At 65.5% G+C, this 12,474-nt stretch carries 16 protein-coding genes; 8 read left to right on the plus strand and 8 right to left on the minus strand.

Features of this window, described 5'->3' with window-relative positions; all coding sequences use genetic code 11:
* Window positions 1-5: 5 nt before the first annotated feature.
* The 3 genes from F3H35_RS09050 (at window position 6) to F3H35_RS09060 (ending at window position 1,514) form a co-directional block, all read left to right on the plus strand.
* On the plus strand, window positions 6-563 hold the full coding sequence (locus F3H35_RS09050) for a manganese efflux pump MntP (protein WP_149779298.1): 558 nt from the start codon (window positions 6-8) through the stop codon (window positions 561-563).
* 41 nt (window positions 564-604) lie between these two features.
* Window positions 605-1,201 carry a rhodanese-like domain-containing protein gene (locus F3H35_RS09055; RefSeq protein ID WP_149779299.1) on the plus strand — a complete coding sequence of 199 codons (597 nt, stop codon included), beginning with the start codon at window positions 605-607 and terminating at the stop codon, window positions 1,199-1,201.
* A 70-nt stretch (window positions 1,202-1,271) separates the two neighbouring features.
* Window positions 1,272-1,514: a TFIIB-type zinc ribbon-containing protein gene (locus F3H35_RS09060; RefSeq protein WP_149779300.1), complete on the plus strand. Its 243-nt coding sequence runs from the start codon at window positions 1,272-1,274 to the stop codon at window positions 1,512-1,514.
* Window positions 1,515-1,518: 4 nt separating this feature from the next.
* On the opposite strand, the gene F3H35_RS09065 is transcribed toward F3H35_RS09060, so the two are convergent.
* From F3H35_RS09065 to uvrB, 3 genes are all read right to left on the minus strand, one after another.
* Window positions 1,519-1,731, minus strand: coding sequence for a DUF2905 domain-containing protein (locus F3H35_RS09065; protein WP_149779301.1), 213 nt, complete (start codon window positions 1,729-1,731; stop codon window positions 1,519-1,521).
* Between the two features lie 49 nt (window positions 1,732-1,780).
* A complete protein-coding gene (locus F3H35_RS09070; protein ID WP_317510554.1) occupies window positions 1,781-1,999 on the minus strand; it encodes an aspartate aminotransferase in 219 nt (72 codons plus the stop codon).
* Window positions 2,000-2,127: 128 nt separating this feature from the next.
* The gene (gene uvrB / locus F3H35_RS09075; protein WP_149779303.1) at window positions 2,128-4,326 is read right to left on the minus strand and encodes an excinuclease ABC subunit UvrB; all 2,199 of its coding nucleotides are present in this window, start codon (window positions 4,324-4,326) and stop codon (window positions 2,128-2,130) included.
* A gap of 247 nt (window positions 4,327-4,573) precedes the next feature.
* Here uvrB and F3H35_RS09080 point away from each other — a divergent pair, with 247 nt between their 5' ends.
* From F3H35_RS09080 to F3H35_RS09100, 5 genes are all read left to right on the plus strand, one after another.
* Window positions 4,574-4,885 (plus strand): ETC complex I subunit, encoded by a 312-nt coding sequence (locus tag F3H35_RS09080; RefSeq protein ID WP_149779304.1) that lies wholly within the window; start codon window positions 4,574-4,576, stop codon window positions 4,883-4,885.
* Window positions 4,886-5,060: 175 nt separating this feature from the next.
* The gene (gene ppk2 / locus F3H35_RS09085) at window positions 5,061-5,957 is read left to right on the plus strand and encodes a polyphosphate kinase 2 (protein WP_149779581.1); all 897 of its coding nucleotides are present in this window, start codon (window positions 5,061-5,063) and stop codon (window positions 5,955-5,957) included.
* Between the two features lie 76 nt (window positions 5,958-6,033).
* A complete protein-coding gene (locus F3H35_RS09090; protein ID WP_149779305.1) occupies window positions 6,034-6,666 on the plus strand; it encodes a DUF1007 family protein in 633 nt (210 codons plus the stop codon).
* Window positions 6,648-7,556, plus strand: coding sequence for a nickel/cobalt transporter (locus F3H35_RS09095; protein ID WP_149779306.1), 909 nt, complete (start codon window positions 6,648-6,650; stop codon window positions 7,554-7,556). The genes F3H35_RS09090 and F3H35_RS09095 overlap by 19 nt, the downstream gene beginning before the upstream one ends.
* Window positions 7,557-7,606: 50 nt before the next feature.
* Window positions 7,607-8,968, plus strand: coding sequence for an MATE family efflux transporter (locus tag F3H35_RS09100; protein ID WP_149779307.1), 1,362 nt, complete (start codon window positions 7,607-7,609; stop codon window positions 8,966-8,968).
* Between the two features lie 32 nt (window positions 8,969-9,000).
* Here the strand turns inward: F3H35_RS09100 and F3H35_RS09105 are convergent, their stop codons facing one another.
* The 5 genes from F3H35_RS09105 to F3H35_RS09125 form a co-directional block, all read right to left on the minus strand.
* Window positions 9,001-9,402, minus strand: coding sequence for a DUF4864 domain-containing protein (locus F3H35_RS09105; RefSeq protein ID WP_149779308.1), 402 nt, complete (start codon window positions 9,400-9,402; stop codon window positions 9,001-9,003).
* A gap of 60 nt (window positions 9,403-9,462) precedes the next feature.
* Window positions 9,463-9,876: a c-type cytochrome gene (locus F3H35_RS09110; protein ID WP_149779309.1), complete on the minus strand. Its 414-nt coding sequence runs from the start codon at window positions 9,874-9,876 to the stop codon at window positions 9,463-9,465.
* A gap of 140 nt (window positions 9,877-10,016) precedes the next feature.
* Window positions 10,017-10,418 carry a c-type cytochrome gene (locus F3H35_RS09115; RefSeq protein WP_149779310.1) on the minus strand — a complete coding sequence of 134 codons (402 nt, stop codon included), beginning with the start codon at window positions 10,416-10,418 and terminating at the stop codon, window positions 10,017-10,019.
* A 94-nt stretch (window positions 10,419-10,512) separates the two neighbouring features.
* The gene (locus tag F3H35_RS09120) at window positions 10,513-11,154 is read right to left on the minus strand and encodes a DUF3047 domain-containing protein (RefSeq protein WP_149779311.1); all 642 of its coding nucleotides are present in this window, start codon (window positions 11,152-11,154) and stop codon (window positions 10,513-10,515) included.
* A gap of 150 nt (window positions 11,155-11,304) precedes the next feature.
* Window positions 11,305-12,288 carry an Ldh family oxidoreductase gene (locus tag F3H35_RS09125; protein ID WP_149779312.1) on the minus strand — a complete coding sequence of 328 codons (984 nt, stop codon included), beginning with the start codon at window positions 12,286-12,288 and terminating at the stop codon, window positions 11,305-11,307.
* Window positions 12,289-12,474: the final 186 nt, after the last annotated feature.

Here is a 12,474-nt window from a genome sequence, read left to right on the forward strand (position 1 = left end):
TCATCATGTCCGGTCTGCTTCCGCAGTTGATTCTGGTCGGCGTGGCGATTGCCGCGAACAATCTGACGGTTTCGCTGGCGCTGGGGTCGGTGGCGCCCAAGGCGGTTTGGCCGCGCATCCTGACGGTGTTCGCCCTGTTCGAGTTCGGGGTGCCCTTGGCGGGCGCGTGGATGGGCCGGCATCTGGCGGGGATGATCGCGGATCATGCAGCTTGGCTGGGTCCGGCCTGTCTGATCGGGCTTGGCGCGGCGACCGTCGGGATCGTGCAGCGCGACCGTCCGGATCGTGACCGGCTGGCACATAGCCTGACCGGATGGGGGGCGCTGATGGCGCTGGCGGCGGGTTTGTCCGCGGACAATCTGCTGGTCGGCGTCAGCATGGGCCTGAGCGGTGTGCCGCCGCTGGCGCTGTCGGGCACAATCGTCACCTGCTCGGTCAGTTTTGCCTGGGTGGGGCTTGTGGCGGGACGGCGGGCCGAACGGAACTGGGGCCGAGCCGCCGCGATCGGCAGTGGGCTGATACTGATGGGGCTGGGGATCACGGGACTGGTCGGGTCGGTATGATTTTCCGACACCCGTGCGATTTGAAAAACGGAGAGAATGTCATGCGATCAACATTACATGCGATATGCCTTGGACTTCTGGGGCTGGCGGGTCTGCCGGCGCTGGCACAGGACGCGGTCAATATCCGTCCGGATATTCCCGCGATCACCATCGAGACGCCAAGCGGGCCGATGGTCATCGACCGCATTCAGGACCCCGCCCACGAGATCACCGGCGAATGGGCGCGCACCTCGCGGCCCTGCCCGCCCTTCTGCATCCAGCCGATGACGCCCGCGCCGGGTGTGACCACGATCGGGGAATTGGAACTGCTGGACATGCTGGCCGATCCCGAAGCCATCGTGATCGACAGCCGCACGCCCGATTGGTTCCAGGGCGGCACCATCCCCGGTGCGGTCAACATCCCCTATACCCAGGTGGTGGACATGCTGGGGGAGTTGGGCTGCGCCATCGATTTCGACGGCTGGGATTGTGGCGACGCGCGCCGCGTGGCGCTGTTCTGCAACGGCTTGTGGTGCGGGCAAAGCCCCTCGGCGATCCGCAACATGATCGCGGCGGGATATCCCGCGGACCGGATTTTCTATTATCGCGGCGGGATGCAGAGCTGGCGGGTGCTGGGCCTTTCGGTCACAGGCGACTGATCGCCTCTTGAGAGAGGGCATGGCCGACACCACATCCCACGTGTCAAAAGTTCACTGAGGAGATGACGCGATGCAATGCCCGATCGATGGAGAACAGCTTGTGATGACCGACCGTGCGGGGGTCGAGATCGATTATTGCCCGAAATGCCGCGGTGTGTGGCTGGATCGGGGGGAACTGGACAAGATCATCGAGCAATCCGCGCCGCGCGGCGGCGGGTCGGGCGGCGGCCGGGATCGCGGCTATGCGCCCGAACCGCAGGAGTACAAACGCAAGAAGCGCGGCGGGTTTCTGGAAGAGCTGTTCGACTTCTGACGGATCAGCGGCCCAACAGCATCCGGACCAGCGCGATCAGCGCGGACAGCACGACCGAGACGATTATCGCGCTGGTCACGGGGATGTAGAGCCGCAGGCTGCCGCGCTCGATGACGATATCGCCGGGAAGCCGGCCCAGACCGAGACGCGACAGCGGCCCCCAAAGCAGGCCGATGACGATCAAAACCAAGCCGGCAAGGATCAGGTAACGCGCCATGGGGCCAACCTATGCGGTTTGGCCAAGGATTTACAGGGGATTTGCGGCGTCAGGGGGCGTCAGGGCGGGCGAAATCTTTGAAAGATTTCTGCCCGATTTCTTTTGAAGAAATCGGGGGCGGGGTCAGCCAGCGAAGGGGCGCCCGGTTGCAGAAGATCACCAATTGACCCGAGTTTTCGACAACCTGATAGCCGCGCCGATCGATCTCGCGCAGGAAGGCATCCATTCCGGCGAAGCGTTCCACATCCCGCGCCTTGCGCCGGATCACAGCACCTTGCTGGACCGCCTTCGAGGCAAAGAGATCGCTGAGCCAGATTTCGGGCGAGAGGGGTGAGTTTCTGCTCTGCATACCCGCCAGCATGGTCCGAACATGGTTAAGACCGAGTTAAAGCCGGATCACCGCCCTCGCCGTTTGACATTCCCGCCGCGCTGGCCCGGTCGGCCTGCGGTGGAGCGGCCCTTGGCCTTTGTCGCCTCTTCCGACGCCTTTTCGACCGCCTGCTGGCGCGCCAGAGGATCGTCCTGAATGGCCAGATCGACCGCTTCGAGGCGCTTGACCTCGTCCCGCAGGCGGGCGGCCTCTTCGAATTCGAGATTCTCGGCGGCCTTGCGCATCTCGGCGCGCAGCCCGTCGAGATGGGCCTGAAGGTTCGAGCCGATCATCGGCTTGTCGACCGTCGCCGTCACCCGGTTCATATCCACATCGCCCTTGTAGAGACCGGCCAGAATATCCTCGACATTCTTGCGGACGGTGGCGGGGGTGATGCCATGTTCCTCGTTATAGGCGATCTGCTTGGCGCGGCGGCGGTCGGTTTCATCGAGCGCGCGCTGCATCGAGCCGGTGATCCGGTCGGCATACATGATCACCCGGCCATCCGCATTGCGCGCAGCGCGGCCGATGGTCTGGATCAGCGAGGTTTCCGAGCGCAGGAAGCCTTCCTTGTCGGCGTCCAGAATGGCCACGAGCCCGCATTCGGGGATATCGAGCCCCTCGCGCAGCAGGTTGATGCCGATCAGCACATCGAAGGCGCCAAGGCGCAGGTCGCGCAGGATCTCGATCCGTTCGATCGTGTCGATGTCCGAATGCATGTAGCGCACGCGGATGCCCTGTTCGTGGAGATATTCGGTCAGATCCTCGGCCATGCGCTTGGTCAGGGTCGTGCACAAGGTCCGGTAACCCGCCGCCGAGACGCGGCGCACCTCGTCCAGCAGATCGTCGACCTGCATCTCGACGGGGCGGATCTCGATCTGCGGATCCAGAAGCCCGGTGGGGCGGATCACCTGTTCGGTGAACACGCCGCCGGTCTGCTCGATCTCCCATTTCGCGGGGGTGGCGGAGACGAACACCGATTGCGGGCGCATGGCGTCCCATTCCTCGAACTTGAGGGGGCGGTTGTCCATGCAGGAGGGCAGCCGGAAGCCATGTTCGGCCAGGGTGAACTTGCGCCGGTAGTCGCCCTTGTACATGCCGCCGATCTGCGGGACCGAGACGTGGGATTCGTCGGCGAAGACGATCGCATTGTCGGGGATGAATTCGAACAGGGTGGGCGGCGGCTCGCCGGGGGCGCGACCGGTGAGGTAGCGCGAATAATTCTCGATCCCGTTACAGACGCCGGTGGCCTCGAGCATTTCGAGATCGAAGCTGGTGCGCTGTTCGAGGCGCTGCGCCTCGAGCAGCTTGCCTTCGGCGACCAGTTGATCGAGCCGCTGGCGCAGCTCCTTGCGGATGCCGATGATGGCCTGCTGCATCGTGGGCTTGGGGGTCACGTAATGCGAATTGGCATAGACGCGGATCTGCTCGAAACTGTCGGTCTTCTCGCCGGTGAGCGGATCGAATTCGGTGATCGCTTCAAGCTCTTCGCCGAAGAAGCTGAGTTTCCAGGCGCGGTCATCGAGGTGGGCGGGCCAGATTTCGAGGCTGTCACCGCGCACCCGGAAGCTGCCGCGTTGAAAGCCCGCATCGTTGCGGCGGTATTGCTGGGCCACCAGATCGGCCATCACCTTGCGCTGGTCATACTCGGTGCCGACCTTCAGATCCTGGGTCATCGCGCCATAGGTCTCGACCGAGCCGATGCCGTAGATGCACGAGACCGAGGCCACGATGATGACATCGTCACGCTCGAGAAGCGCGCGGGTGGCCGAGTGGCGCATCCGGTCGATCTGTTCGTTGATCTGGCTTTCCTTCTCGATATAGGTGTCCGAGCGCGCGACATAGGCTTCGGGCTGGTAATAGTCGTAATAGCTGACGAAATATTCCACGGCATTGTTGGGAAAGAAGCCCTTGAACTCGCCATAAAGCTGGGCTGCCAGCGTCTTGTTGGGGGCGAGGATGATGGCCGGGCGCTGTGTTTCCTCGATCACCTTGGCCATGGTGTAGGTCTTGCCGGTGCCGGTGGCGCCCAGAAGCACCTGGTTGCGTTCGCCCGACAGCACCCCGGCGCTGAGTTCAGCGATGGCGGTGGGCTGATCGCCGGCGGGCTGGAATTCGGTGACCATCTCGAAGCGCCGCCCGCCTTCGAGCTTGTCCCGCACCGCGATATCGGGGGCGGGCGAATGCAGCAGGGCTTCGGTCTTGTCGGAATGGGCGTAGGGCATCGGGTATCCGTTTTGTGATCTGAAGCTAGAGTTGTCCTGTTTGAGCCGAGGTTCAAGGGGGGCGCGGCCCCCCCTCGCCGCGAGGCGGCGAGTCCCCCCGGGATATTTGAGGCCAGAAGAAACCCCGGGACCGGTAAAGGACGCTGGCAGAGGACACGGGCCTGCGCGCATTTGATCCCTTGCCCAAGGCCCGCGTTTTTGGAATAACGAGCGCGTTATCGCAAGTGCCGGATCAGGAGTGCCGCCAATGTCCGCCCGCATCTATCAGCCGTCGCGCAGCACGACGCAATCGGGGACCGCCCGCAGCAAGCATTGGGTTCTGGAATATTTTCCCGAAACCCCGCGCGAGGTGGATCCGCTGATGGGCTGGACCAGTTCCAGCGATACCCAGGCGCAGGTCAGGCTGAAGTTTCCGACCAAGGAGGCGGCGCTGGATTATGCCAGAGAGCACGGCATCGACGCTGTGGTTCTGGAGCCGCACAAGCGCAAGCCCAATATCCGCCCCGGCGGCTATGGCGAGAATTTCGCGACCAACCGGCGCGCCACCTGGACGCATTGAGGCCTTCACGGCTGCGGGCACGCCCGGCGCTTGATGCGGATCAAGGCGCGCAGGCGCATATTCGGATAGGCTTTCACGGATCATAGTGAAGGAGATCCCCGTGAGCGCCACAGCCACCGCAGCAGTCAAAGCGACAGCCAAAACCGCCAGCACCACAGTACAGCCGAGCCCCGGGATGATCCCGGACGCGGCCGGGGACGCCGGCATAGTGCCGATCGACACGCTGACGGAGACGCGCAACGCCTTCGAAACCGGCGACTACCCTTACAGCGACCAGATGGGCCGGCGCAGCTATGAGACGCAGAAGGCGAAGTTGCAGGCGGAATTGCTGAAGGTGCAGTTATGGGCACAGGAGACCGGCGCACGGTTCGTGCTGCTGTTCGAGGGGCGCGATGCCGCCGGCAAGGGCGGGGCGATCAAACGCTTCACCGAGCACCTGAACCCCAGGCAGGCGCGGGTCGTGGCGCTGAACAAGCCGACCTGGGAAGAAAAGGGCCAGTGGTTCTTTCAGCGCTATATCGAGCATCTGCCGACGGTGGGCGAAATGGTGTTCTATGACCGCTCGTGGTACAACCGCGCCGGCGTGGAACGGGTGATGGGCTTTTGCGAGCCGTGGGAATACCTGGAATTCATGCGGCAGGCGCCGGAGCTCGAACGCATGCTGGTGCGGTCCGGCATCCGGCTTTACAAATACTGGTTCTCGGTCACGCAGGACGAGCAGAAGCGCCGGTTCGAATCGCGCGCCACGGACCCCCTGAAGCAATGGAAGCTCAGCCCGATCGACAAGCAGAGCCTTGGCAAATGGGACGATTACACCGAAGCCAAGGAGGCGATGTTCTTCTACACCGACACCGCCGATGCGCCCTGGACGGTGGTCAAATCGAATGACAAGAAGCGCGCGCGGCTGGCCTGCATGCGGCATTTCCTGAGCACGATCGACTATCCGGGCAAGAACGTGAAGCTGGTGGGCCAGCCCGATCCGCTGCTGGTCTCGACGGCGCAGCATGTGCTGCATGGCAGCGATCACATCCTTGGAAAGTCATTGCACCCCGAGACGCGCAAGCCGCGCTGATCCGCGATCGGCAAGGCTGCGCCCAAGCCCTGCGGCGCCGCTTGCCGTAAGGGCGGCGGGGTCTTAAAGATCGGGTATGTTGCGTGCCATCGTTCTTTTTCTGACAACGCTCTGCGCCCCTGCCGCCTGGGCGCATCCGCATGTATTCGTGGATGTCACGCTGCGCTTCCTGCCCGATGCCGAGGGGCGGCTGACCGGGGTCGAGGTGACCTGGGCCTATGACGATTTCTTCTCGCTTCTGGTGCTGGAGGATCGCGGGCTGGACGCCGATGGCGACATGATCCTGACCGAGGCCGAGCGCGCGGCGCTTCTGGGGTTCGATCTGAGCGATTGGCCCGAGGGCTTCGAGGGCGCGATGTTTCTCTACCAGGGCGAGCGCAAGATCGCGCTTGGCGCGCCAAGGGCGCTGCAGGCCGGGATGGAGGGGGCGCGGATCGTCACGCGCCATGTGCGCAGCTTCGATCCGATCGAGCCAGTAGGGCTGGTGGTGCGGCCTTATGATCCGTCCTATTACGCCGCGCTGAGCCTGAAGGCCGCGGGCGGGCTGCCGGATGGCTGCCGCGCCCGGATCGAGCCGGCCGACACCGAGGCGGCGGACGCCATCGTGGCGAGCCTTGGCGGCACATCCAACGAGACGCTGTTCGAAGAGGTCGAGGTCGGCATCCATTACGCCGACACGCTGGAGATCACATGCGCGCCGTCGTCCTGAGCACGGCTCTGGCCCTGCTGGCGCTGGCGGTCTGGCTTTGGGGCATGGGCGGCGCGCAGGACGTGGCGCGATGGGCCGCCGAGGGCCAGCGCGAGGTGCAAGGCGCGATGGCGGGATATCTGCGGGGCCTGCGCGCGGGCGAGCCGGGCGCGCTTCTGGGGCTTTGGGGGCTGTGTTTCGCCTATGGTTTTCTGCATGCCGCCGGGCCGGGACATGGCAAGCTCCTGATCGGCGGCTATGGGCTGGGCACCGGGGTGCCGGTGCTGCGGCTTTCGGGGCTGGCGCTGGCGGCGAGCCTTGCACAGGCGGTGACCGCGGTGGCGCTGGTCTATGCGGGGGTGCTGGCACTGAACCTGACGCGCGAGGCGATGGTGGGGCTGGCCGACAGGATCATGGCGCCTGCAAGCTATGGCGCGATTGCCGCGGTCGGGCTCTGGCTGATCTGGCGGGGGATCGGCCGGTTCCGGGCCATGCGCCGGAGGCATGATGCGCATCGGCATATCCCGGCCCCGGATGGCACCTGCCAGAGTTGCGGGCATCGCCATGGTCCCACTGCAGAAGAGGCGGCACGGGTGCACGGCGTGAAAGAGGCGCTGGCGCTGATCGCGGCGGTGGCGATCCGGCCCTGCACCGGCGCGCTTTTCCTGCTGATCCTGACATGGCGGATGGGCATCGACATGGCGGGGATCATCGGCGCCTTCGTCATGGCGCTTGGCACGGCGAGCGTGACCATCGCGGTGGCGATTGCCGCCGTCACCATGCGCACGGGCCTCTTGGGTCGGCTGAGCGCCGATGACGGCGTGGCGGCACGCGCCCTGCCCCTTCTCGAGGCGGCGATCGGCGCGCTGATCGCGGCGGTGGCGCTACATCTGTTGCGCGGCGCGCTCTGAGGCGGCGGGCATCGCTTGCGCCTCGCCCTGTCCCGACCTATGGCCCGATCATGACCAGAGCGCCGAGATATCGCCATCACGCCAGTGCCATCATCGGGCTGGGCCTGCCGCTGATCGGAAGCCATGTGGCGCAGTTCGCCATCACGCTGACAGATGCGGTGATGCTGGGCTGGTATTCGGTCGAGGCGCTGGCGGCCGAAGTGCTGGGGGGTACGCTGTTTTTCGTGCTGTTCATCATGGGATCGGGCTTTGCCTGGGCGGTGATGCCGATGGTGGCCTCGGCACGGGCGGCGGGCAACGAGACGCAGATCCGGCGCGTCACCCGGATGGGGGCCTGGGCGTCGATCCTGTTCGGGATCGCCACGCTGCCCCTGATGCTTTTGGCGCGGCCGATCTTCGAGGCGCTCGGGCAGGACCCGGATATCGCGGTGCTGGCGGGGCAGTACCTGTCGATCATGGGATGGGGCATTCTGCCGGCGCTGCTGGTGATGGTGCTGAAATCCTACCTTGCGGCGCTGGAGCGCACGCAGATCGTGCTGTGGATCACGCTGGCGGCGGTCGGGGTGAACGTGGTGGTCAACTATGCGCTGATTTTCGGCAATTGGGGCTTTCCCGAATTGGGGGTGCGGGGGGCGGCGATTGCGTCCCTTGTGGTGAATGTCGCGTCGCTTGTGGCGATGGCGATCTATGCCGCAAGGGCGCAGCCCGATCACGCGCTCTTCCAGAGGATCTGGCGCCCCGATCAGGAGGCGCTGGCGCAGGTGTTCCGGCTGGGCTGGCCGATCGGGATCACCAATCTGGCGGAAGTGGGGCTGTTTGCCGCCTCGTCGATCATGATGGGCTGGCTGGGGGCGCTGCCGCTGGCGGCGCATGGCATCGCGCTGCAGGTGACCTCGGTGGTGTTCATGGTGCATCTGGGCCTGTCGAACGTGGCCACGGTGCGCGCGGGCCAGGCGCATGGCCGATCCGATGCGCAAGGGCTGCGCGATGGGGCGACGGTGGTTCTGGTGATGTCGGGGCTGGTGGCGGCGGCGACGATGGTGCTGTTCCTGGCGCTGCCGGAATGGATGATGGGCCTTTTCATGAGCCCGGACGAGCCGAACCGCGCCACCGTGATCGAGATCGGCGTGGGGCTTCTGGCGGCGGCGGCGTTGTTTCAGCTGGTGGATGCGGGGCAAGTCATGGCGCTTGGGCTGCTGCGAGGGGTGCAGGACACCCGGGTGCCGATGGTGATGGCGACGGTCAGCTATTGGCTGATCGGGGTGCCGGCAAGCTATGTGCTGGGCTTCACGCTTGGCCTTGGGGGTGCGGGCATCTGGCTGGGGCTGGCGGTGGGGCTGGCCTGTGCTGCGCTGCTGATGCTGGCACGGTTCTGGGGCTGGTCGGTGCGCGGGCTGGCCGGGCCGGGCTGAGCGGGCTGGGCCGAGCGAGCCGGGCCGGGCGGTCAGGCGGTGCCGTCGGAGGGCTTCAAGAGGCGCACACCGTCGATTTTCCAGCCATCCTCGCCGGGGATCATCTCGTATTCGAGCAGATGCAAGGCCCCTGCCCCGTCGCGGATCATGACGGTCTGAAACAGTCGCCCGCCACGTTCCTCGACCGACAGGAACCGGACGCTGTCGGGGCGCCAGACCATCGGGTAGCCTTGGCGCACCATCTGTCCGAAGCGTTCGGGGTTGCCGAAGATCTGCTTGATCGTGGGGCTGGCAAAGGTGAAGGCGGTCTCGACATCATCCGCCAGAAAGGCGTCGATCTGGGCCGAGATCACGCCGCGAATGGCCTGATCATCGGCGCGCGCCGGCAGGGACAGACAGGCGGCGAGCGCGAAGGCAAGCAGGAGACGAAACATCGGACACCTTCCTTTCTGCTGGGCAAGCTAGCCCGCGCGCGCCGCGTTTCAAATCGCGCCTCAGCGGATCTGCAGCCCTTCGAGATAGGCGATAAGGTCGGTCACCGGGGTCGAGGTGATGATCGGCTGGCCGCTTTCGGTTTTCAGCGCGGCATCCTGCCCCTGAAAGAAATCGCCATAGATCGGCATCGGGCTGCCATGGGCCACCAGCGGGTCGCGCCCGTCGATGCGCTTGACCACGCGGCCCATGGGAAACACGCCGTCATTGCCGGCACTGAGCGCGGTGAGATCGGTGGGCTGCACGGTCAGCACAGCCTGCATCGGTCCATCGCCCGTGGCATCGGCGCCATGGCAGGCGGCGCAATAGCGCTCGTAGATCGCCTCGCCGTTGCGGGCATTGCCTTCGGCCTGCGCCGCGCCGGTCAGGGCTGCGACAAGGGCCAGAGCGGCGGTGATGAGGGTTGGGGTCTGCATCTGTGTCCTCCTAAAGTGTTTCGCGAACAACCTGACTCACAGATTTTCGCGAATTGCAGTGCTCCGTTCAATCGTTGTACGCGTTCCGCCTGTCGCTGATGCCTCAGATTAAAGGCGGAACGCTTTTGATGTCGTCATGCTCAGGTCTTCTGGATGCTGGCCAGATAGCTGGCAAGGTCAACCAGGGCGCGGGGCGTTTCGATCACCGCGCCGGTTTCAGGGTCACGCCAACCGATCTTGGGACCGGCGAAAATCGGGCCATAGTCGGGCATCACGTCGAACTGACCGGGATAACCGTAGATGCGCGCGATGACCTGCGCGTAGGGAAACACGCCGCCATTGCGCTCGGCAATGCCTGTCAGATCGGCGGGCGGCGCGTCAAGCTCGGCCACCAATGGCCCGTCGCCCACGCCCTGCGGCCCATGGCACGTGGCACACAGCGCGCGATAGGTCTGCTCGCCCGCGGCGACGCCCGCGGGCAAGGGCTCCTGCGCCGCGCAGGCCGCAAGGCCGAAAAGGAATACCGCAAGAGCCGCACGCATGGCAGATGTCCTGTCAGGATCGCTTGCCCGAGCAGACCTCAAGCCGGGCAGCGCTGCATTGACATGGATCACCCCGGGGGACGCGCTTGCCCGGTTATTGCAGGGTGAGACCCGATATGCGCCCCGTGATGCGCGTGTTGGTGTCGTCGCTGTCGCCCGAGACGGCGAGACCCACAAGGGCGGTGCGTTCGCCGCCGAACGCCCGGGCGAAATCGGCGGCCAGATCGACACGCTCGCGCGCCTCGCCGGTTCCGGCGGGGCGAAGAACCACAGTCTTGCCGCGCGGACCCAGATAGGGGCTGTCGAGAAACGCGCCCGGCGCGTGATCGCCGCCCCAGACATAGACGAGCACCCGCACGTCCTCATGCGACAGAAGCCGGGTCACACGCGAGCCCCGGGCACGTTCGGCCTCGGCCTGCGGCAAAAACACGAAATACATTGCCAGATTGCGGTCGTCGCCCCCCTTGAGCGCCAGATCGGTGGGCGGCACACTTTGGCTGACCTGCCAGAGCCAAGAGGCGTTCGAGGCCTGCCACGCGGTTTCGGGCACCGCACGATAGAGCAGCGACACGCTGGCATCGGACACCATGTCGAGAGCGCCGCCGCGCAGCGCGTAGTCATTGCCGGAAAACAGCGAAAACTTCTGATGTTTCCAACTTCCGTCGAATGCGATCGGCGATGCCGAGGCCATTGTGGCGGCCAGTGCCATCACTCCTGTCGATAGGGCCAGTCGCATGAGCGCACCTCCTGTGCTGGGCGCGTTCACCCATAGCAGACCCCGAGGCATGGGCAAATTCACTGTCCCGTGAGTAAGCCCGTGAGCAGGCTGGTGCTCTGAACCGTGCTCTGACCCGTGACCTGACCCTGTATCGCGCCTGCCGCCAGCCTAGCCCAGCCCGGCCAGGGCGCGGGCTTGCGCCCAGATCGCCGGCTCCAGCGTCACCGGATCGGCGGGCTGTTTGCCCTGCCCCGGCATCCGCGCGCCTTCGTCGAGCGCCACACCGGCCTCGACCTGCGCGAGGCGGTCGAAAAACGCGCCCGACACATCGGGGGCCATCAGCAGGTAATATTGGCCCAGATCATGCGGCGGACCATCGGGCGCCTTGAGGGGCTTCACATCGCGGCTGACCACGCCGCCGGTCATGCCTGCGGCCAGAAGTTCGGCCATCAGGCCAAAGCCCCAGCCCTTGTAGCCCCCCATGCTGACCAGAGACCCCGAAAGGGCAGCCTCGGGATCGGTGGTGGGTTGGCCTTGGGCATCGACGGCCCAGCCTTCGGGGATCTGCTCGCCCGCGGCCTTGGCCATGGTGATCTTGCCAAGCGCCACGGTGGTGGTGGATTGGTCGAACTGCATGGCGATGCCACCCTGCCCGTCGGGCACCGAGAAGGCGATGGGATTGGTGCCGATCACCCGCGTCTTGCCGCCGGGGGGTGCGACGATGGGCGAGGCATTGGTGACCCCCAGCCCGATCAGCCCGGCACGCGCGATCTGTTCGGTGAAGAACCCGAGCGACGTGCAGGTATGGGCATGACCCACCGCAAGGCTGGCCACGCCACAGGTGCGCGCGGCCTCGATCGCTTGCGGAAGCGCACGGGCAAAGGCGGGCTGGGCAAAGCCGAAGCCCGCATCGACCGCAACCACGCCGGGGCGCGGCCGGGTCACGACAGGCTCGGCATCGCCCTTGACGCGGCCGGTTTCCAGCTGCGTGCAGTAGCTTTCGAGATAGTACAGCCCGCAAATCCGGTTGCCGACGCTTTCGGCGACACGCACGGCGCGGGCCACTTCGGCGGCGATCCAGTCGTGGGCGCCATGGCGCATCAGCGCGGCCTTGGTGGTCTGTTCGATCTCGTCAAGGCTTACGGCGGGCATGGGCGTCTCCGGCAGGTGGCGGTGTTCGGCGGCGAGGGGTGTGTCGGGTGTCGCGGCACCTTGCTGGGCGGGATGGCAGAGGTCAATTCAAACCTTCTGAAGCGGATTTCAACATCCCAGAAGTGGGTCCCAGGTCTTGAAAAGACCTTGGTTCGGGATTTTTCGAACATCCCGGGGCCGCGGCAC

It is taken from the genome of Roseovarius litoreus, assembly GCF_900142765.1.
Classification (GTDB): domain Bacteria; phylum Pseudomonadota; class Alphaproteobacteria; order Rhodobacterales; family Rhodobacteraceae; genus Roseovarius; species Roseovarius litoreus.